This window comes from Yersinia sp. 2553 StPb PI (assembly GCF_052217105.1).
Lineage (GTDB): Bacteria > Pseudomonadota > Gammaproteobacteria > Enterobacterales > Enterobacteriaceae > Yersinia > Yersinia enterocolitica_E.
The window spans coordinates 277,323-299,881 of record NZ_JAZGPX010000002.1 but is presented as its reverse complement, the minus strand read 5'-3'; the positions used below and the strand labels follow the sequence as shown (position 1 = coordinate 299,881).

Here is a 22,559-nt window from a genome sequence, read left to right as displayed (position 1 = left end):
TGCCAAAGGAAGGGGATTAAAGGCTAAGAGTTTCTTTTACAAAAGGAATGGTGAGCTTACGCTGGGCGGTGATAGAGGCCCGATCAAGTTGATCCAGGGTCATAAACAGTGTGCGCATTTCCCGATCCAACCGTTTTAGCAAGAAACGGCCGACGTCTTCGGGTAATTCAAAACCACGCAATTTGGCACGTAACTGTAAAGCCTGCAATTTTTCATCATCCGACAACGGCTGCAATTTATAGATCTGCCCCCAATCCAAGCGTGAAGCTAAATCAGGCAAACCGAGATTTAATTGCCGTGGTGGGCGATCACCGGTAATCAATAAACGGGTACGGCCGGTTTCAACAATGCGGTTATAGAGATTAAAGATCGCCATTTCCCACTGCTCATCGCCCGCGATACACTCAATGTTATCAATACAAACCAGCGCCAACTGCTCCATACCATCTAATACTTCGGGTACAAAATAGGCACGTTTATCGAGCGGGACATAGCCTACCGCCTCGCCTTTTTGCGATAACTCCGCACAAGCTGCATGTAATAGATGGCTCCGGCCACCGCCTTCGCGCGACCAAAAATAGATATAACTGCCGTGGGACTGATGAACAGTGGACTGGATCGCCGCTAACAGGGACGGGTTCTCCCCCGGATAAAAACTGGCAAAAGTTTCATCATCGGGAAGATAGAGTGGCAGTGAAAGCTGTGCCGGCGTATTCAGAAGCACCTCAACCAACAAAACGGGCGGGAAAACGTGGCAAGCTTACCACAAAAATTAACAACAGCATAAAAACCTGATCTGAAGCGAAAAACTGGCCGAACCCACAATAACTGCCCGGCCAGATATCACTTTTTATTGCACCGATATTAACGTGTGGACTCGTCTTCCTGGGCGTCAATAATCTCTTCTTCAGGGCGAATCAGACTGATCACTTTAAACAGCAAGCTCAAGCCAATCCCCACAACCGTTGCTAAAGCCATGCCTTTCAGTTCTGTTGCGCCGATGTTCACTTTCGCGCCACTCACCCCGATGATCAGGATAACGGAGGTTAAGATCAGGTTTTGTGCTTTGTTATAGTCAACTTTTGACTCGATCAGCACGCGGATACCTGATGCGGCAATAACACCGTACAGCAGTAGTGAAACACCGCCCATCACCGGTACTGGCACCGCTTGAATGGCAGCAGCCAATTTACCGATACAAGACAGCATGATCGCCAGAATCGCCGCGCCACCTATCACCCAAGTACTGTAAACACGAGTGATCGCCATAACACCGATATTCTCACCATACGTGGTATTGGGGGTTGAGCCAAAGAAGCCGGAAATCACCGTCGAAATACCGTTGGCAAACATCGAGCGATGCAGACCAGGGTCACGAATCAAATCCTTTTTCACAATATTCGCCGTGACCACTAAGTGCCCAATATGCTCGGCAATAACCACCAGCGCCGCAGGCAAGATGGTTAAAATAGCGAACCATTCAAAACGTGGGGTATAAAACGTCGGTAAGGCAAACCAATGGGCCTGACTAATCGGGGTTAAATCAACCACCCCCATCACGAATGACAAAGCATAACCGACCAACACACCGATCAAGATAGGGATAATGGCGAAGAAGCCACGGAACAGCACCGATCCCAGAATGGTTACCCCTAACGTCACCATTGAAATGATAATAGTGGTTGAATCTACTGTCACACCTTGGGAGGGCAATAATCCGGCCATACCCGCAGCAACGCCAGCTAACTCAAGGCCGATAACGGCAACAATCGCCCCCATCGCCGCGGGCGGGAACAGCACATTCAGCCAACCCGTTCCGGCTTTTTTCACAATCAGCGCCACCAGACAAAACAGCACGCCGCACATGATAAAACCACCCAAGGCAACTTCGTATCCCAAGGGCAATAGCAGCAGTACCGGTGAGATAAACGCAAAACTTGAGCCGAGGTAAGCCGGGATTTTTCCCTTACAAATAAACAGATAGAGCAAGGTTCCGATACCGTTGAACAGCAGCACCGTGGCCGGGTTAATTTTAAATAGAATAGGAACTAAAACGGTGGCACCAAACATGGCGAACAAATGTTGAAAACTCAGGGGGATCGTCTGGAGCAGCGGTGGACGCTCGCTGACACCAATGGTGCGACGGCTCATTTCTCTATCCTCTTAATGGTGTGTTTAAAAATGATTATGCTAAAAGTTATTCAAAAAAAAGCCGACTATCGAGTCGGCTATCATCAGTTATTTGGTTCCGAAAATCTTATCCCCGGCATCACCCAAACCTGGAATGATATAACCGTGTTCGTTCAGGCACTGATCGATGGCGGCGGTATACAGCTCTACGTCTGGGTGCGCTTCTTCTAGCGCTTTGATACCCTCCGGTGCGGCAACCAATACCAACACTTTAATGCTCTGGCAGCCGGCTTTCTTCAGCAAATCGATAGTCGCAATCATCGAACCACCGGTTGCCAGCATAGGGTCAACAACCAACGCCATACGTTCGTTGATATCAGCAACCAGTTTCTGGAAATACGGTACCGGTTTTAGTGTCTCTTCATCACGATAGACACCCACCACGCTAATGCGGGCACTCGGTATATTTTCCAACACCCCTTCCATCATGCCTAAACCAGCACGTAGGATCGGCACCACCGTAATTTTCTTACCTTTAATCTGTTCAATCTCTACCGGCCCGTTCCAACCCTCAATGGTGACTTTCTCAGTTTCCAGATCGGCGGTTGCCACGTAAGTCAGCAAACTCCCTACTTCAGACGCTAACTCGCGAAAACGCTTCGTGCTGATATCATTCTCACGCATCAAACCAAGTTTATGTTTTACTAGCGGGTGTTTCACCTCAACGATCTTCATTATTTTTCTCCTGGTTAGGCGGTTGACGGCCAAAAAAATCGCGAGATTATACCGCCTTTTTTTTTGAACGCCACAATGAATAGCCTGATTCAGATCAATAGAAAATCAATCTTAAGTCAAGAAAGCTAAAAATCAGCGTGATATCATAAGCTACTCGCAAACGTTTGCCTGCGCTGTTAGAATTGTCGCGTTTTCTTCCTATAGCCAAAGTAATTGGCGTTGCAGGTAGGCTGCCAGCAAGCGAACTGCGATGAGCTGACTAAGTCAGTGATTTGGATAAGTTCGTGCAGCGAGCCCTCTTGCGGCTTCAAGTATGAAGGATATAAGCTCAAACAGCCAACCGCCGTGGGGACCTCGCTGTGACCAACAAAACCTCTCTCAGCTATAAAGACGCAGGCGTAGATATCGATGCCGGTAATGACCTTGTTGATCGCATAAAAGGTGTGGTTAAACAAACTCGTCGCCCAGAAGTGATGGGTGGATTGGGCGGGTTCGGTGCCCTGTGTGCTTTGCCACAAAAATACCGTGAACCTATTTTAGTCTCAGGCACCGACGGCGTAGGCACTAAGCTGCGCCTGGCGATGGACCTGAAACGCCACGATACCATTGGTATCGATTTAGTGGCCATGTGTGTCAATGACCTGGTGGTTCAGGGTGCTGAACCGCTGTTCTTCCTTGACTACTTTGCCACCGGTAAACTGGATGTGGATACTGCCGCCAGTGTGATTACCGGTATCGCCGAAGGGTGTAAACAATCAGGTTGTGCACTGGTTGGCGGCGAAACCGCAGAAATGCCGGGGATGTACCACGGTGAAGATTATGACGTTGCCGGTTTCTGCGTTGGTGTAGTTGAAAAGTCTGAAATCATTGATGGCAGCAAAGTGACACCGGGTGATGCGTTGGTTGCCTTAGGTGCCAGCGGCCCGCATTCCAATGGTTATTCACTGGTACGCAAAATTCTGGAAGTCAGCAACACCAATCCTGAGCAAACTCAGTTGGATGGTAAATCGCTGGCTGACCATTTGCTGGAACCGACCAAAATCTACGTTAAATCCATTCTCAGCCTGATTGAGCAGCTTGATATTCATGCTATTGCTCATCTGACTGGCGGCGGCTTCTGGGAAAACATCCCACGGGTATTACCCGCAGGGACTCAAGCGGTTATCGACGAAGCTAGCTGGCAGTGGCCTGCGGTATTTAGTTGGTTGCAGCAAGCCGGCAATGTCAGCCGCCACGAAATGTATCGTACCTTTAACTGTGGTGTCGGCATGGTTGTTGCGCTCCCGGCAGAACTGGCTGATATTGCCGTTGAGTTACTGACCGCATCCGGTGAGAAAGCCTGGAAAATCGGTGTGATTGCGGCGGCGACTGACGGTGCAGATCAAGTCATCATCAATCCATAACATTGCTGACTCAGCCTGCAGCTTCAAAATCCCGATGAGCTGACTCAAGTCCGTGATTCAGGTGACAAATCTGCCGGGAGCAGATTTCAACGCTGCTTGCAGCGGCCTCAACGAGGCGAGGCCCACGGATGGGCCGAGTAATGCGCGCAGCCAACACCCCGCAGCTTCAAGTACGAAGGGTATATGAAAAAGATAGTGGTTTTGGTCTCCGGCCAGGGCAGTAATCTACAAGCGTTGATCGACGCCCAACAACAAGGGCGTATTTCAGGCACCATCAGTGCCGTGTTCAGTAATAACCCTGATGCTTATGGGTTGGAACGTGCTGAATTGGCGGGTATTCCCCACCATGCTGTGGATGCCAAGTCCTATGCGGATCGCGCCAGTTTTGATTTGGCATTGGCGCAAGCCATTGACTACTATCAGCCTGACTTACTGGTGTTAGCCGGTTATATGCGCATTCTCAGTGCAGAGTTTGTTCAGCACTATGCTGGCCGGATGTTAAATATCCATCCGTCACTGTTGCCGAAATACCCCGGTCTGCACACTCATCGTCAGGCACTGGAAAACGGTGATCCGGAGCATGGCACCTCAGTGCATTTCGTTACTGAAGAGCTGGACGGCGGCCCGGTTATTCTGCAAGCCAAAGTACCGGTTTTCAGTGAGGATAGCGAAGAGGATGTGGTCGAAAGAGTACAAACTCAGGAACACAGCATTTATCCGCTGGTAGTCAGTTGGTTTACCGATGGCCGTCTTGCTATGCGTGATAATGCCGCCTGGCTGGATGGTGAACGCCTACCTGCCCAAGGCTACGCGGCTGAATAAAACAAGTTAATAAATATTGATTAAAGGCGCGGCCATTAATGGTTAGCGCCTTTTTTAATTCCCCTGTGCTTACCTCTTGTGCTAATAGTATAATTTTTAGGGCAGCAACCGCTGTCGCCAATGAGGAATATGTATGTCTACCACTAACAGCGTCAGGTTACGCCCACTGGAACGGGATGACTTGCCGTTTGTTCACCAGTTAGATAACAATGCCAGCGTGATGCGCTATTGGTTTGAAGAGCCTTACGAGGCCTTTGTTGAACTGTCTGATCTGTATGATAAACATATTCATGACCAGAGTGAGCGCCGCTTTATTATTGAAAGCCAGGGGACAAAAGTCGGTCTGGTGGAGTTAGTTGAAATTAACCATATTCACCGCCGTGCTGAGTTTCAGATAATTATCGACCCGGCTCATCAGGGTCAAGGCCATGCAGGGGCTGCCGCAAGACTGGCGATGGAATATGGTTTTTCGGTACTGAATTTGTACAAACTTTATCTGATTGTTGATAAAGAAAATCAAAAAGCCATCCATATCTATACAAAATTAGGCTTTGAAATAGAGGGTGAATTAAAGCAAGAGTTCTTTATCAATGGTGAATACCGTACTGTAATTCGTATGTGCATTTTCCAACCACAATATTTGGCAAAATATAAAACACCATCGATAAAGAGTGCTTAATCCACTGGGGCCAGTTCAGTTGGCCCCAATATCAATTCAACATATTCAGTAAAGAAAAATCATCACTTTCATTGACTTTATCTATGTTAGATAACAGGATACTTTGAGCATTACTCTTGTGCAGCTTAAAGATACTGTATGAATAGACGATATTAATGATATCATCTTCACTCAACGTGCCATTGTGTATTACAAATGCACTGATAACTGATTTTATAATAAAAAAATCGATAACGTAGGAATGAAAATCCTTATCAATATCATCAGTTTTACTAAGTGCAAACTGATTATGGTAGAAATTATACTGAAAAAAATTACGTAGAATATGGGGGTGTTGGTTAAGCAACGGCATAACTCTGTCATTCCAGGTAGCGCTTAACATCGCCATACGTTCTTCTAGCTGGTTAACATCTACTTCATTCATCAAATGATGAATGAGAAAAGCCATATAATTAAATAGCGTTTTATGTCCCCTAGTACCCATAGCGCTAACCGTATTCCTTTGATATATCATTAGGAAATGCCAACGTGCGTTAGCATTAAAAGTGATCTTTGCAACCTCTTCTCGTATATCGCCAGCCTGCAACTTGGCTCGAATGGTGGTATATAATTCAAATATCATCTGTAATTTGTCATCGACGGTGCTATCGATATTTTTACAGCAGTGCATAAAAACATGAACCGCATAAATATTCTCTTCAAAATTATCATTCGGCATAGTCACTATTTGGTTACAGTAATAGTGAATAAATTGCCCCTCGGTGTTTATTTTTTCGTCATTGAAATACTGTTTTTGCTGAACAGTTTCCTCATGCAGAGTAAATGCATGCGGATTAAACAATACCAACCGGGTAACCTCTGGGCAGGAAAGTGTCAAAGTATTAAATTGTTCTGTTTTGTACTTATGGCTACTGCGTGGATATGTCGAGCAAGTATGACTAAGCGCCTCGCTCCCCAAGCGTTTATGTACTTCACACAGACGAGACTCGTCAAGATAAGGGCAGTTGCCATCGCTTTTAAGGCGTATTTTAGCCCAATTGGATGGGTTTGTTCGTGTAACTGTAATATTCTTAACTGCTATGTTTCTAATACTTTGGTTTTGGCTATTTTTATATTTTCGGTAGGTGTTTTTATCGAGACTGATACTCCAACCACTGCAACAGTGGTCACGGCAGTCTGACCCAATACAACTGAAATTATTAACGAATTCAGGTTGGATAATCTGTAATTCCTTCACTGAATAGATCCCTATTAGTTACTGATAATTTACAGATAACAAACGACACAATCCGCCACTAAGTTAAATACTATTTCACGCCAACAACGATAATAATGAAAAATCTTCTTTTAGCGCCCAAGCCATAACGTCTTGTTTAAATTTCTGGCTTGAGCTGTCCGTGGATTCCCGACACGCATGATAAGAATAGATAATACCAATCACGTCATCTTCGGTTAGCTCCCCATGCTGGCTGGCATAGGCTGAAATGAGTGCTTTCAAATAGAAGAAATCTATAGCTTGTAGATTAAATACTGTAACCGCCGCTTGCTCATCCCCCATCGCCAATTGGTCATGATGAATGCGTAACAGAAAATAATTGCGCCATACTGACGGGTATTTGGTAAAAAAGGGCAATGCATACTGTTGCCATGCATTGTTTAATTGTTGCTTATTATTATTTTGCTCAATCAGGTCATTAGTGGCGTAGCTCAGCAACGGTTGAGCATAAGCCGCCAGTGTATTTCGCCCCCGAATATCAGCCAGTTGTGCAATAAAATCAGCCAAGAAATTTAATCGCTCATCACCGATAGTCGGCTCTCTCTTCGCCGCAGCCAGTTCATGGGCTGCTTGCCCCACCATCATGGTGGCGATAAGTTCAGTGCGCAGGTTGTCTATCTCAACCATTTTAATTTTACTCACGTCATCCCAGGCTTGATAATTATGTAATAAACAATTTATCGCCCAAAGATTTTCTTCAATATTCGGTTGCTGGCTGGCTGCAATTGCCGCACAAGCGCGATTAACCAACCGCTCTTCAATAACAATATCCGGTGCTTTGTAATAGTCATATTGGTTGATAGTAGAAAAACGCAACGTTAGCGCGTCATCGGAAAATAACGCCTGCCGGGTTACTTCAGGGCAAGAGAGTGACATACTTTTAATTTTCTGATTTTTATAAACATGTTCAACGCGGGGGAAAGTTGCGCAACTGTGACTCAGTGCATGAGCGCCGGCATGTTTGTGAATTTGACATAACCGTTGTTCATCAAGAAAGGGGCAATTCCCCTGACTATCTGGGTGAATATTGGCCCAAGAGGCAAGGCTGGCTTGAGTAACAGAAATCTGGTTAATGGCAATACGTTTAATTTCTGCGTAAGGGCTTTTAATGTATTTTTGATAACGATTTCTATCAAGCGTGACATTTTGGCCTTTGCAGCAGTGTTCGCGACATGCTGTGCCGACACAACTAAATGTCTCCATAAAATCAGGCTGAGTTATCAATAGCTCTTTCACTTAACGCTTCCATTCAATAGTCACCTAAATAACGAGCGGCACATGAAAGTGTAAACTTAAATCGCAATTGATAAATAAAGCAAACACCTTAGAAACTGCTGTACTGGCGCTAAATGTTCAACCGTAACGCCCGGTAATATAATCTTCCGTCCGGCGCTGACGCGGTGAAGTGAACAACGCATCGGTATCGTTATATTCCACCAGGCTCCCTTGATGAATGAAGGCGGTGTAATCCGAGACTCGCGCCGCCTGCTGCATATTATGGGTGACCAGTACCACGGTGTACTGCTGCTTGAGTGTGGTTATCAACTCTTCGATGGTTAGGGTGGATATTGGGTCCAGAGCGGATGTCGGCTCATCGAGCAATAACACCTCAGGTTCAATAGCAATGGCTCTGGCGATGACCAAGCGCTGCTGCTGGCCGCTGGAGAGGCGAAAGGCATTTTCCCGCAACCGGTCCTTCACTTCATGCCACAATGCTGCGGCCCGCAATGAGCGCTCAACAGCATCATCAAGCACCCGACGGTCACGAATCCCCTGCAAGCGCAGGCCATATACCACATTCTCATAAATTGACTTAGGGAATGGGTTGGGCCGCTGAAACACCATGCCAACCCGCCGACGCAATGCGGCAACGTCAGTGGTTTTATCGGTGATAATTTCACTACCTAGCCGGATTTCACCCTCAAGATGGCAGTTATCCAGCAAATCATTCATGCGGTTAAAGCAGCGCAATAAGGTAGATTTACCACAACCAGACGGGCCAATCAGCGCAGTAACACGGTGCTTAGGCACATTAAATGAAATATCGTGCAACACCTGTTTGTCACCATAAAATAAATTGAGCTTTTCGACCGCCAGCGCTGTTTGCTCGTCGGTCAATTGCTGCACATCAAGCAGCGGCAGCGAATCTGGCGTCAAAAGTCCCATATTTCGTCCTGCGGGTTAAAAAGTTCAGTCACAACAATAAACCTCGATATTTTTCACGCAAATGATGGCGAATACCAATAGCCGCTAAATTAAGGCCGACCACAATGATCACCAGCAGCAGAGCTGTGGCAAAGACTAATGGGCGAGCCGCTTCCACATTGGGGCTTTGAAATGCCATATCGTATATCTGGAAGCTCAAATGCATGAACTTACGTTCTAAATGCAGGAACGGGAAGATACCATCGACTGGCAAGAGCGGCGCTGATTTCACCACCCCTACCAGCATCAGCGGCGCGGTTTCCCCCGCAGCCCGTGCCACCGCCAAAATAAGCCCGGTAATCATCGCCGGTGCCGCCATCGGTAACACAATATGCCACAGTGTCTCAGCCTTAGTGGCTCCCAGCGCTTGCGAGCCTTGCCGCAAGCTGGCCGGAATGCGTGATAGCCCCTCTTCGGTGGCAACAATCACCACTGGCAACGTCAGCAGTGCTAGCGTTAACGCCGCCCATAAAACGCCAGGGGTACCGAATGTCGGGTTGGGGAGCGCCTCTGGGTAAAACAGTTTATCCAGTGATCCACCAATCAGATAGACAAAGAAACCGAGGCCAAACACGCCATAAACAATAGAGGGCACCCCAGCCAGATTCACCACAGAAATACGGATCATTCGGGTCAACCAGTTTTTGCCGGCATATTCATGTAAATACACCGCAGCAATCACCCCTAATGGCATGACCACGATAGACATCAATATCACCATCAGTACCGTACCAAAAATCGCTGGGAACACACCGCCCTCGGTATTGGCATTGCGCGGATTATCGGTCAGGAATTTCTGAGTTTGTGCTGCCCAATGATGTAGTTTTTGCCCGAAAGTCATGTCATTGGGATACCAGGCGCGGTTAATCTGGCTAAGTGACAGTGGGTGGATTTGCCCATTCATGTCGCGCAATAACAGCGTGTAGCGACTTTGCTCGGTTTGTAGCTCGCGTAATGTTTCCATCATGGCTTGATGGCTACGTTGCAGCGCCCCCCACTCCGCCTCGATACGGTCCTGCGATTTACTGTCAAGGTCGCCATTCATTTGTAGCCGTTTCTTCTCTAACCGCAACGCCTCAAACTGTTGATTGAGCATATTCATTTGGCGGAACTGAATATCCTGCGCGCGCTTGACCAGACCTTGTATCACAGGAATACGTTTTTGCAGTTCCTGAGCCAAATCATTGCCCACTAACGGTTGGCCGTTATCCAACATGCCAGCGAGGAAACCGTATGCCGTACCATTGTTTTGGCGATCCAGCACCAGCAGATCTTTAGGCAAAGTGCGTTGCTGGATATCACTGTCCAGCAGGCGATGGAAATCCTGACTCTGAATCTCACGGTTACCGGTTTTAATCAAATAGCGGGTTACTGTCTCACCGGCCTGCGACGGTAACATCACGCCGGCTTGTTCTAATTGCTGACGTGACAGCGTCTGCTGTTGATAAATTTCACCAATCATTTTGACCGGGCCTGCCGCCGTTTGCTTAAGCTCAAACAGATAGACCGGGGCGGGCCAGAAATATCGCATCCCTTGGCCTGCCAACAATAATATGATCCCAAGCAACGCCAGCAGGCTGATACTGACAGCACTAGCGGTTAGCCAGATCCACGGGGAACCCGATGCAAACCACTTTTTGGTCACGCCAGACACATTAGGCTTAATGTTCATCACGCCGTCCGCTCCATCTGATAGCGTTCACGCAACCGCAGACGAATAGCCTCGGCCAGTGTATTGACTAAAAAAGTGAAGCAAAACAGCACCAGTGCGGTCAGGAATAGCACCCGATAGTGGCCGCTACCGACGACCGCTTCCGGCATCTCGATAGCGATATTGGCGGCCATCGCCCGTAACCCCTGAAAAATGCTGCCATCAATAATGGGTGTATTGCCGGTCGCCATGAGCACAATCATGGTTTCCCCCACCGCACGGCCAAAACCAATCATCAGTGCAGAGAAGATACCAGCGTAGGCTGAGGGCAGAATGACCCGGGTTAACGTCTGCCACGGGGTCGCCCCTAGTGCCAATGAGCCTTGGCTGAGTGACGGCGGCACACTGAATAGTGCATCCTCTGCCAGCGAAAAGATGACCGGGATCAGAGCAAACCCCATGGCGACACCGACCACCAGCGCATTACGTTGAGAGTAGTTGTCACCCAACCACTCATGTAACGGCCCTCCTAGCACCCACTGCGCCAGTTGTGGTCCCAACCATAATGCGAACCAACCGGTCAGCAGGATAACCGGCAACAGCACAATCACGTCCCAGCCCGCAGGTAACCGCCATTGTGTCTTTTCCACCAGACAACTACTCCCCCAGCCACACAATAAAATAGCCAGCGCCAACAGCGGCGGAAGTAGCAGAATTCCCGTCAGATAATGTTCAATTACCGGAGCCAACCAAATACCAGCAATCAAACCTATAACCACGGTTGGGAATGCCCCCATCATCTCAATGGCCGGTTTAACCACTCGCCGCAAACCTGGCGACATAAAATAGGCCGTATAAATTGCCCCCGCCAAGGCTAATGGAACGGCGAATAACATGGCATAGGCGGCCGCCTTTAATGTGCCGAAAATAATCGGTACCAAGCTGAATTTAGCCTGATAGCTTTCTTCGGCCGAGCTTGATTGCCAAACATAGGCTGGCTCAGGGTAATTCTCATACCACACCCGTTGCCACAAGCTACGCCAGCCAATGTCTGGATAGCGATTGTCCAATTGATAGGTAGACCAACCGGCAGCATTCTCAAGCAGCAAACTATCTCCCCAAGGGGAGAACGCGGCGTCGGTAACGCCGTCAGCTAATTTATGTTGCAGCAAAGGCGTTGACTGGATACTGGAGAAGAGTGATAGCTCGCCTTGTGGCGATAATGAGGCAAAGACCCGACGCGCGCGCTCCGTGGTCAATAAGCCCTTACCTGTTGGAGTGAAACTGCGTATGCGCGTCAAGTGAAATTGATTATCCGGCCCTTTCTGCACATCAAACCATTGGCTGATTACGCCGCCCGGCGCTTGCACCAGCAACGACTTGCCACCTGGTAGCAAAGAGAGGGTCAATGGCCCATCAGACGCATGCTGGTCATCCAGTAACGACACAGTTTCACGCAATTTCAGTTCTGGGCCAAATTGATAGATAGATAACTGCTGGCCGGATAACAGATAGAGCAAACGCCCGTCAGGTGCCAATAACAGTTGACTGACCGTTTTCGGCACATCCGTCAGTTCAGTAACCTGCTGCCCTTGGGCAGTAAACGTCCCTGCCAGCAAGCGGCCATCATCGGTAACGGCGGCAATGGTAAATTGCTGTGGTTGCGGTTCAGCCAGCACCAAATGCTGCAAGCGTTGGCCTTTCAAATCCATAAAACGCGGCTGTTCACCCAGCGGAAATTGCCAGCGTGGCGGTGTGGCTGAGAAATCGGGTTGCAGTAGAGTAAGACGGCCATTGCTCAGGCCAACGCCATACAAAGGTTGCCCATTGGCTGCACGGCTGATTGATACCGGTGGGGGCGATAACCGCTGTTCGCTTATCAGACTACCTGCTGGGGATGCCCCCAGTGCATTGAGCCGAATAAAGTAGCCATAGCCTTGATTATCAATGCGATATCCGATCTGCCCTTGAATATCAATACCCAGCGCGGCCGTCGGCGCACTGCGAGTGACAGCGAACTGATTATGCAAACTGATAGAGGCCGGTTTAAACAACGGTAATACGGCATACAATAGGTAAACGAAAATCAACATCAGTGTCAGCAGCACTAACAAGCCACTACTCGTCACCGCCATGTGCACTAAACGATCAATGGCAGCCCGGCGCTTATCTCTCCCTGATGGTGTTGCTTTGCCTGTTCGCTGCATACTCTTCGATTGCCCCATGCCCCGTCTACTATTATCAATCCAAGCGTATATCTATACCGCCAGATGACCGAGCATCTTATGTCACTTTTGTGGCGTTTGCATGACAATGTTTTATACCCACCATCTTTCAAAATGCAGGTGTGTTGCTCAAACCCGTCTTTGACCAATCTGTCTGTTACTTGCCGCTTTCCTGCAACTTAAGATCGATTGGGTATAAGGTTTAACGGACAAAGTTAACTAATGATATCTGTTGGACTTTCTTGTCAAACTTTCGCAATAATGATTGAGGACACTAAATACTCCCACAATAATCTTACTGGAGTTGCAATGGGTCAGGAAAAGCTCTACATCGAAAAAGAACTTAGCTGGTTATCTTTTAATGAGCGGGTATTGCAGGAAGCAGCAGATAAGAGCAATCCACTCATCGAGCGGATGCGATTTCTTGGCATTTACTCCAATAATCTGGACGAATTCTATAAAGTCCGATTTGCCGATCTGAAACGGCGCATTTTGATCAGCGAAGAGCAAGGCTCTGCCGTGACCTCTCGCCATTTGCTGAAAAAAATTCAGAGCAAAGTGGTGAAAGCCGATCAAGAATTTGATGGGTTATATAATGATCTTTTACTGGAAATGGCGCGTAATCAGATCTTCCTGATTAATGAACGGCAGATTTCCGAAAATCAGCAAGCCTGGCTAAAAATCTATTTTAAACAGCATCTGCGCCAACACATTACGCCGATCTTGATTAACCATGACACCAACCTGGTGCAGTTCTTAAAAGACGATTACACCTATCTAGCGGTGGAGATTATCCGCGGGCAGGAAATTGCCTATGCCCTGCTGGAGATTCCTTCAGATAAAGTCCCGCGTTTTGTCAATTTGCCACCAGAAGCACCTCGTCGCCGCAAGCCAATGATATTACTTGATAATATATTGAGATTTTGCCTCGATGAGATTTTTAAAGGCTTCTTTGATTACGATGCGCTAAACGCCTACTCCATGAAGATGACCCGTGATGCCGAATATGATTTGGTCACTGAAATGGAATCCAGCCTGCTGGAGCTGATGTCGTCGAGCCTTAAACAGCGCCTGACGGCAGAGCCGGTGCGCTTTGTTTACCAACGTGATATGCCCGATGAGATGGTGGAATTACTGCGCAATAAATTGGGTATCTCTAATGATGACTCGGTTATTGCAGGTGGCCGTTACCATAACTTCAAAGACTTTATCAGCTTCCCGAATGTGGGCAAAAGCAATCTGGTTAACCGGCCAATGCCGCGCCTGCGCCATATTTGGTTTGATAAATTCCGCAATGGCTTTGATGCTATCCGTGAACAAGATGTCCTGCTGTATTACCCTTATCACACCTTTGAACACGTATTGGAATTACTGCGTCAAGCCTCTTTCGATCCCAGCGTATTAGCGATTAAAATCAATATTTATCGGGTCGCCAAGGATTCACGCATCATAGAATCGATGATCCATGCCGCCCATAACGGCAAGAAAGTCACGGTAGTGGTAGAGTTACAGGCGCGCTTTGATGAAGAAGCCAATATCCACTGGGCCAAAAGCCTGACCGCCGCTGGTGTACACGTTATTTTCTCAGCACCTGGTCTGAAGATCCACGCCAAATTATTCCTGATTTCCCGCCTTGAAGGCGAGGAGATCGTGCGCTATGCCCATATCGGTACCGGCAACTTCAATGAGAAGACCGCCCGAATCTATACCGACTACTCATTACTGACCGCTGATGCCCGTATTACCAATGAAGTACGGCGGGTGTTTAACTTTATCGAAAATCCTTATCGCCCGGTCAAATTCGATAATCTGATGGTGTCACCGCAGAACTCGCGCTTAATGTTGTATCAATTGATTGATCAGGAAATTATTCATGCTCAGGCCGGAGAAAGCGCCGGTATTACCCTGAAGATAAATAATTTAGTAGATAAAGGTCTGGTAGATAGGTTATATAGCGCCTCCAGTGCTGGGGTAAAAATCCGATTATTGGTACGTGGCATGTGCTCGTTAATCCCCAATATGCCGGGGATCAGCGATAATATTCAGGTCACCAGTATCGTTGACCGTTTCTTGGAACATGACCGGGTCTATGTGTTCGAGAATAAAGGCGACAAACTGGTGTATCTCTCTTCAGCTGACTGGATGACCCGTAATATCGATTACCGTATTGAAGTCGCGGTCTCATTGCTGGATCCGAAATTAAAACAACGGGTGCTAGATATTTTAGAGCTGTTATTCAACGACACGGTAAAAGCCCGTTATATTGATAAAGAACTGAGTAATCGTTATGTACCGCGTGGTAATAGGCGCAAAGTACGTGCACAGATTGCCATCTATGATTATTTAAAAGCGCTGGAACAACCAGACGCATCGAGCTAAAACTATGCCGCTATCCAACAGTTCATCGACCACCAAGCCGCAGGAAATTGCAGCTATCGATTTGGGTTCTAACAGTTTTCATATGGTCATTGCCCGGGTCGTCAACGGCGCGCTACAGGTTTTAGGTCGCCTAAAGCAGCGCGTACATCTGGCTGATGGTTTGGACCACAATAACATGCTTAGCGAAGAAGCCATCGAACGGGGTTTAGCCTGTTTGGCGCTGTTTGCAGAACGCTTGCAGGGTTTCTCACCTGATAATGTGTGTATTGTTGGCACTCATTCGCTGCGCCAAGCTGCTAACGCAGAGGCATTCCTCAAGCGGGCGGCGGCGGTTATTCCGTATCCGATCGAAATCATTTCCGGCCAAGAAGAGGCCCGTCTGATTTTTATGGGCGTCGAACACACTCAGCCGGAAAAAGGCCGCAAGCTGGTCATTGATATTGGTGGGGGTTCAACAGAGTTAGTTATTGGTGAAGATTTTGAGCCTCTGTTGGTAGAGAGCCGCCGTATGGGGTGCGTGAGTTTTGCCCAGCAGTTCTTCCCACACGGTGAGATAAGTAAGGCCAATTTCAAACGTGCTCGTCTTGCGGCAGCACAGAAACTGGAAAACCTGGCATGGCAATACCGCATTCAGGGTTGGCAATATGCGCTGGGGGCATCCGGCACCATTAAGGCCACCTATGAAGTGTTGGTGGAAATGGGCGAAAAAGACGGTTTGATAACACCAGAGCGCCTCGAAATGCTGGTTGAGCAAGTGTTACAATTCAAACACTTCTCAGCCCTGAGCCTGCCGGGATTATCAGAAGATCGCCAGTCGGTATTTGTACCAGGCTTGGCTATCTTGTGTGGGGTATTTGATGCGTTAGCAGTCAAAGAGTTACGCTTATCCGACGGCGCGCTGCGCGAAGGCGTGCTGTATGAGATGGAAGGCCGTTTCCGCCATCAGGATATTCGTCAACGCACGGCAAAAAGCCTGGCGGAACACTATAATATTGACCGCGAACAAGCCCGCCGAGTGCTGGAAACAACCGAACAACTTTATACTCAGTGGTTAGCGCAGAACACCAAGTTGGTGCAGCCGCAGCTTGAAGCATTGTTGAAATGGGCGGCAATGTTGCACGAAGTGGGTCTGAGTATTAATCACAGTGGGATGCACCGCCATTCTGCCTATATCCTGCAAAACACCAACTTACCGGGCTTTAATCAGGAGCAACAACTGCTGCTGGCAACGTTGGTACGAATGCATCGTAAAGGCATCAAGCTGGATGAATTACCGCGTTTAAATTTATTCAAGAAAAAGTATTATTTACCGTTAATTCAGTTATTACGTTTGAGTACGTTACTGAATAATCAGCGTCAGTCGACTACCACGCCAGAGAGTCTGCGTTTGATAACTGACGATAGCCATTGGACATTACGTTTCCCCGTCGGTTATCTGACACAAAATAATCTGGTACAACTGGATTTTGAGCGTGAGCAGGCATACTGGGATGATGTAGTAGGCTGGAAGCTGATCATTGAAGAAGAAGAACCAGAAGCAGCGGATGTGGTTACCGTCAAAGAGTAATCAGAATCAACCCCGATGAGCTGACTCTCGTCAGTGATTCGGGTGACAAATCTGCCGGGAGCAGATTTGAACGCTGCTTGCAGCGGCCTCAACGAGGCGAGGCCCATGGATGGGACGAGTAGTGAGAGCAGCTAACATTAATTGTGACAAACAACGCTGCAACGCCAAGAGCGAAGGGTAGGAAGGTAAATGATGAGAAGACGGCCAACAGCACAGCTAACAAAAATAATCCTACTGGTGAGCTTTCTCATTCTGTTTGGCCGTTTATTGTATGCGGCGGTCGCTTCTATTTCCCATCATCAGGAGCGCAGGCAGTCACAGCAACTTGAACTGACTGTAGAAGGCGAACCACCTGGCCCCCATGAGAGCGATCTCAGCCCCTAGATGTTTTGTCGTTAATGTTTTAGTGCCTATCCCTACGACTTCAGGGGCAAAGGGTCGTTTTCGAATTAAGGACACACTATGCCAGTGCCGATTATTCCTGTGCCAATTTCTGCCGTTATAAAGAATAAAACTAAAAATAATACGAAAAAACTGGCTGAAATACGCAACCGGATACTTTCTCTATTATTGAATAATAAGGCTTTGGTTGATGGCATTCTTGGCCGTCAGGAAGAGAAAGAAAAGCTCAGCGATGAACAACTGTCCGAGCAAACGTTAGAAATCAGAAGTCTACTTGATGATCTGCATGCTGCCGACCTTGCTGACTTACTGGAGGCGTTGCCTCATGACGAACGTTTGGCATTGTGGCGGTTGGTCAAAAATGAGAAACGCGGCCAAACGCTGGTTGAAGTCTCTGAAACAGTGTGGGATTCGCTGATTAAAGAGATGAGTGATAAAGACCTGTTGAGGGCCATGCGCACTTTGCATGTCGATGAACAGGCTTATTTGGCTGAATACCTGCCACGTAATTTGATGGGCCGCCTGCTCACCTCGTTGGACCCGGATCAGCGCGCCCGAGTGCGGGAAGTTATCCAATATGCCCGTGACACTGTCGGTCAGATGATGGATTTCGAGCTGGTGACGGTACGTGCCGATATTACGCTGGCAGCCGTGCAACGCTATTTGCGTTATCGGAAAAATATTCCCGATGCCACGGATAAAATCTTTGTGGTTGACCGCAAAAATACCTTGCTTGGCGAGTTACCATTGACCTCTATCCTGCTCAATGCGCCCGATGCTAAAGTATTTGAGGTGATGGATAGCAACCCGACCACGTTCCAACCCGAACAGAAAGCAGAGGATGCTGCCGGTGCTTTTGAACGTTATGACTTAATCAGTGCCGCGGTAATTGATGCCAAAGGCAAACTGATGGGTCGTTTGACCATCGAAGAGATTGTTGATGTGGTCAACGAAGAGAGCGACACCACCCTAAGACGCATGGGGGGCTTAAGCCCGGAAGAAGATGTGTTCTCCCCGGTAGGCCGCGCGGTTCGCACCCGCTGGTCATGGCTAGCAATCAACCTCTGTACGGCATTTGTTGCCTCACGCGTGATCGGCTTATTTGAGGACACCATCTCACAATTAGTGGCTCTGGCAGCATTAATGCCGATTGTGGCCGGTATTGGCGGCAATACCGGTAATCAAACCATTACCATGATTGTCCGAGCGTTGGCATTACACCATATTCAACAAGGTAACGTGACCTTCCTGATGTTCAGAGAATTGGGCGTAGCGTTGATTAATGGTCTGGTATGGGGCGGGATTATGGGGGTAGTAACCTATCTGCTCTATGGCGATCCGGCAATGGGGGGGGTGATGACATTAGCCATGATCCTTAACTTGCTGATGGCAGCACTCATGGGGGTTATTATCCCGATGACCATGGCTCGGATGGGGCGTGATCCGGCTATCGGATCGAGTGTTATGATCACCGCCATCACAGATACCGGTGGTTTTTTCATCTTTCTGGGACTGGCAACTATATTCTTGGTCTGACTATTATGCTAATAAACAAATCATTAATTAAGCACTGAGAAGAGGAATAACACTCTACAGTGTTTATCTATACTAAACTTTTGAATATGACCGTATTTTAACGGCGGTATATTCTTTATGTGATGGGTTTTTCCTATCATAATCTAAAGCTGTATGAGCAAAATAAGGCGTTATATGGATCTCAGTGCGTCCGAAAGACCGGCACCTGACAATAGAACCATTATCCACATTACTATCATCAGCATAGTCGTATTTTTGCTCGCACTCTTTTGTATCCAGCTTTCTGAACGGTCAGAAAACCTTGCCCCATTATGGTTCCCGACGGCAGTATTAATGGTGGCGCTGTTCCACCATCCTATGCGCTACTGGTTATGGCAATTATTGGCCGCAGGGATATGTATTGTTGCTGCTAATTTTATTTTATATGGCCTCAGTTGGTTCCCGTTACCCCTAACATTTATCAACCTGGCAGAGGCATCCGCCGGGGCCTGGTTACTGCGTAAATTCCTGCAAACCAAAGACCCGCTCAATAACCTGCTCAGTTGGCTTAAATTCTCGGTTTGCACTGTGATTGTGGTCCCTCTGGCCAGTGGGCTGGCAGCGGCTTGGTATTTATCCCCACAAAACGGGGGCTTTACCCAAGTGCTCACGGTGTGGTTTATGTCCGAAGCGGTAGGCATGTTAGCCTTAGGGCCGGTCGGGTTACTTTACCGTCGAGGTTACTTCAATATCGCGACCAAATCCAAAGCGCTGTTTGATATGATTTTTATGATGATAATATCACTATCAGCTTGTTATATCGGACTGATTTATCTGCCTTTCCCCTTCACTTTTGTCATCATGACGTTGATCTGGACCTCAATCCGCTTACCGCGTTTTGAGACATTTACCATCTGCTTTATGGCAACATTGCTGATTGCATTGATGCTTAATTTCAAGCTGTATACCATTAATTCCGATACTAACCTGTCAATTCAAGCGTTCTCCTTTATTCCTTTATTAATGGTGTTAATTCCGCCCCATGCCATGGCAATGGTAATGCACTCTTTTCGCATGGAGAAAGAGCATATTATTGAAAGCGAAAACCGCTTTCGTAACGCGATGGAATATTCAGCCATCGGTATGGCCTTGGTCTCACCGCAAGGCCAATGGATGCAGGTCAATCAGGCCTTATGCAAGTTATTAGGCTATTCCCAAGAGACATTACTGACCCTGACTTTCCAGCAAATTACTCATCCAGACGATCTCTCTGCGGACCTGAAATTACTCGACGACCTGTATCATGGCCGTATCCCCAGCTATTCGATGGAAAAGCGCTATATTCGCAGCGATGGTGAAATCGTGTGGGCACTACTGGTGGTCAGTGTGGTGCGGGATCACCAACAGCAACCGCTCTATTTCATCTCGCAGGCTGAAGATATCAATGAGCTGAAAAAAACCGAGATTATTAACCGCCGCCTAATGGAGCGTATTACGCTGGCTAACGAGGCTGGGGGGATCGGTATCTGGGAATTGGATATCAAAACGCAGGTTATCAGTTGGGATAAGCGGATGTATGAACTCTATCATATTCCTTTTAATACCCAGGTTGATGAGCGTGTTTGGCAGAAATACATTCATCATGAAGATATCAATCGGGTTAATCGCGAATATAGCGCCGCCCTCAAGCAGCGCCAGCCATACCGTCTGGAATTCCGGCTGTTATTACCGGATGGTGAAATTGTCCATCTGCGTAATCAAGCCAATATGATATGTGATAAAAATGGCAATATTCTGCGTCTGATTGGTACCACGCTGGATATGACGGAAATCAGAAATCTGACGGAAGCGCTGCACGAAGAGAAAGAGCGACTGCATATCACGCTGGACTCCATCGGTGAAGCTGTGGTCTGTACCGATCAGGAGATGAAGATTACCTTTATGAACCCGGTGGCCGAGAAAATGACTGGCTGGGCAAATACCATCGCATTGGGCCAACCGGTCAACCATATCATCAAGTTGACTAACGGCGTAGACGGCGCGGAGATTGATAACCCGATAGAGCATTGCCTTAATCATCGCCCCTACTCTTCGTTCAATGAGTCAATGGTATTACACCATCGTGATGGCCAGCATTATGATATTCAGGAGTCGGTCGCGCCGCTGAAAACGTTGGAAGGGGACATTGTCGGGGCGGTACTGGTGTTCCAGGATGTCGGCGAATCGCGCGCAATGATGCGCAAACTCAGCCACAGCGCCTCTCACGATAATCTCACAGGTCTGCCAAACCGCGCCAATTTTGAGAATAAATTGAAAGCGGCAATCCAAATTAGCGTCGAACTTAACCAACAACATGCATTGGCTTTCCTTGATTTAGACTATTTCAAAGCCATTAATGACACTGCCGGGCATCCCGCAGGAGATGCATTATTGAAAGAGTTGAGCCAGTTGATGCGCCAGCACTTACGTAACAGCGATTGTGTTGCACGCCTCGGCGGTGATGAGTTTGGCTTACTGATGCTCAACTGCACCCTACCCCATGCCAAAGCCATTACCCAAAGTCTGGTATCACTGATTAATGGCTATCATTTCTACTGGGAAGATAAGCTCTATCGTATTGGGGCCAGCGCCGGTGTGACGCAAATAAGTAGCAATAACAATCAGCGCAGTGAAATTATGGCACAGGCAGATATCGCCTGTTACACCGCTAAACACAGTGGACGCGGTCAGGTTTATCTCTATCAGCCACGGCAAAAGCAGCTATTAGCACGCCAACACGAGCTGTTGAGCAGGGAAGATGTTGAGAATATTCTCAATGATAACCAACTGGTATTGCAACTCACCCCAACCGCGCCCCCCAGAACGCCATTGTCTGTCTGTTTCTATCAAATCAGTTTCGAGGTTAATCGGCCACATGGCCTTAACGTCAGCCAGGCTGAGTTTCAGGAAGCCGCGCTGCTCTATAGCTTGCTGCCGCAGATTGATAATTGGGTCTGTGAGCAACTGTTAATGACACATGCCCAAGCTATCAAACATAAAGGGCTGGCGCTGGCTATCCCGCTGTCAGAGGCGGCGCTGCTCAAAGAAGAGTTTCGCCAATCATTGCTGACCTTGGTGCGGCAAACCGTACTGCCAACACAAAGTCTCTATTGGATGGTCGATGAATCCACCTTACTGCAATACCCCTTCGCGATTGGCAATTTTCTCGCCAAATTGCAACAACTGGGCTGTAAACTCATCGTTAAAGAGTTTGGTCATAACCTGAATGATTTCGAGTTACTGGCGGATCACACTATCGATTATCTTAAGTTTAACAGCGAGTTAATTTCCCATATCCATATTAACCAGATGGATGAAGTGCTGGTCTCTATCATTAATGGTACCGCTCAGCGAGCCAATATCGCCACTCTGGCTGGGCCAGCAGAACTCCCTCTAACGCTCAATAAACTGATAACCATCGGTGTCGATTTAGCTGACGGTGAAACCATCAGCCCGCCGCAACCGTTGTCTGATTTACTCGACAGTGGCTATTTTGCGATTAAATAACCGGCTCGTCATGTTGCATCCTCA

Annotated in this window: 16 protein-coding genes; 8 read left to right on the top strand and 8 right to left on the bottom strand. The window is 47.8% G+C overall.

The features are described 5' to 3' along the window. Nucleotides 1–16: 16 nt before the first annotated feature. The 3 genes from hda to upp form a co-directional block, all read right to left on the bottom strand. Nucleotides 17–724, bottom strand: a complete 708-nt coding sequence (gene hda, locus V2A84_RS02470) for a DnaA inactivator Hda (RefSeq protein ID WP_032906019.1) — start codon at nt 722–724, stop codon at nt 17–19. Nucleotides 725–864: 140 nt separating this feature from the next. Then, nucleotides 865–2,151 (bottom strand): uracil permease, encoded by a 1,287-nt coding sequence (uraA, locus tag V2A84_RS02465; RefSeq protein WP_083163289.1) that lies wholly within the window; start codon nt 2,149–2,151, stop codon nt 865–867. Between the two features lie 87 nt (nt 2,152–2,238). Next, nucleotides 2,239–2,865: a uracil phosphoribosyltransferase gene (gene upp, locus V2A84_RS02460; protein ID WP_005183956.1), complete on the bottom strand. Its 627-nt coding sequence runs from the start codon at nt 2,863–2,865 to the stop codon at nt 2,239–2,241. Between the two features lie 359 nt (nt 2,866–3,224). On the opposite strand from upp, the gene purM reads away from it, so the two are divergent. The 3 genes from purM (at nt 3,225) to speG (ending at nt 5,769) form a co-directional block, all read left to right on the top strand. After that, nucleotides 3,225–4,268, top strand: coding sequence for a phosphoribosylformylglycinamidine cyclo-ligase (purM, locus tag V2A84_RS02455; RefSeq protein ID WP_083163287.1), 1,044 nt, complete (start codon nt 3,225–3,227; stop codon nt 4,266–4,268). 183 nt (nt 4,269–4,451) lie between these two features. After that, nucleotides 4,452–5,090 (top strand): phosphoribosylglycinamide formyltransferase, encoded by a 639-nt coding sequence (purN, locus tag V2A84_RS02450; protein ID WP_083163285.1) that lies wholly within the window; start codon nt 4,452–4,454, stop codon nt 5,088–5,090. Between the two features lie 133 nt (nt 5,091–5,223). Continuing rightward, nucleotides 5,224–5,769 (top strand): spermidine N1-acetyltransferase, encoded by a 546-nt coding sequence (gene speG / locus V2A84_RS02445; RefSeq protein ID WP_083163283.1) that lies wholly within the window; start codon nt 5,224–5,226, stop codon nt 5,767–5,769. Nucleotides 5,770–5,800: 31 nt separating this feature from the next. Here speG and fliB (V2A84_RS02440) read toward each other — a convergent pair whose 3' ends face one another. From fliB (V2A84_RS02440) to V2A84_RS02420, 5 genes are all read right to left on the bottom strand, one after another. Then, complete coding sequence (fliB, locus tag V2A84_RS02440) at nt 5,801–7,006, bottom strand: flagellin lysine-N-methylase (RefSeq protein WP_083163281.1); 1,206 nt, start codon at nt 7,004–7,006, stop codon at nt 5,801–5,803. Nucleotides 7,007–7,081: 75 nt separating this feature from the next. Continuing rightward, nucleotides 7,082–8,281, bottom strand: coding sequence for a flagellin lysine-N-methylase (gene fliB, locus V2A84_RS02435; protein ID WP_083163279.1), 1,200 nt, complete (start codon nt 8,279–8,281; stop codon nt 7,082–7,084). Nucleotides 8,282–8,398: 117 nt separating this feature from the next. Further along, nucleotides 8,399–9,211, bottom strand: a complete 813-nt coding sequence (gene pstB, locus V2A84_RS02430; protein ID WP_083163277.1) for a phosphate ABC transporter ATP-binding protein PstB — start codon at nt 9,209–9,211, stop codon at nt 8,399–8,401. 28 nt (nt 9,212–9,239) lie between these two features. After that, nucleotides 9,240–10,922: a phosphate ABC transporter permease PstA gene (pstA, locus tag V2A84_RS02425; RefSeq protein ID WP_083163275.1), complete on the bottom strand. Its 1,683-nt coding sequence runs from the start codon at nt 10,920–10,922 to the stop codon at nt 9,240–9,242. After that, entirely contained in the window at nt 10,922–13,108 is a 2,187-nt protein-coding gene (locus V2A84_RS02420; RefSeq protein ID WP_083163273.1) for an ABC transporter permease subunit, read from the bottom strand. The genes pstA and V2A84_RS02420 overlap by 1 nt, the downstream gene beginning before the upstream one ends. 327 nt (nt 13,109–13,435) lie before the next feature. Here V2A84_RS02420 and ppk1 point away from each other — a divergent pair, with 327 nt between their 5' ends. From ppk1 to V2A84_RS02395, 5 genes are all read left to right on the top strand, one after another. Beyond that, nucleotides 13,436–15,505 carry a polyphosphate kinase 1 gene (gene ppk1 / locus V2A84_RS02415; protein WP_083163271.1) on the top strand — a complete coding sequence of 690 codons (2,070 nt, stop codon included), beginning with the start codon at nt 13,436–13,438 and terminating at the stop codon, nt 15,503–15,505. Nucleotides 15,506–15,509: 4 nt separating this feature from the next. Next, nucleotides 15,510–17,072, top strand: coding sequence for an exopolyphosphatase (ppx, locus tag V2A84_RS02410; RefSeq protein ID WP_083163269.1), 1,563 nt, complete (start codon nt 15,510–15,512; stop codon nt 17,070–17,072). Nucleotides 17,073–17,264: 192 nt separating this feature from the next. After that, nucleotides 17,265–17,456: a YfgG family protein gene (locus V2A84_RS02405; protein WP_083164142.1), complete on the top strand. Its 192-nt coding sequence runs from the start codon at nt 17,265–17,267 to the stop codon at nt 17,454–17,456. A 78-nt stretch (nt 17,457–17,534) separates the two neighbouring features. Beyond that, a complete protein-coding gene (gene mgtE / locus V2A84_RS02400) occupies nt 17,535–19,010 on the top strand; it encodes a magnesium transporter (protein ID WP_083163267.1) in 1,476 nt (491 codons plus the stop codon). Nucleotides 19,011–19,184: 174 nt separating this feature from the next. After that, nucleotides 19,185–22,535, top strand: coding sequence for a diguanylate cyclase (locus V2A84_RS02395; protein ID WP_193784799.1), 3,351 nt, complete (start codon nt 19,185–19,187; stop codon nt 22,533–22,535). The last annotated feature ends 24 nt before the right edge of the window (nt 22,536–22,559 follow it).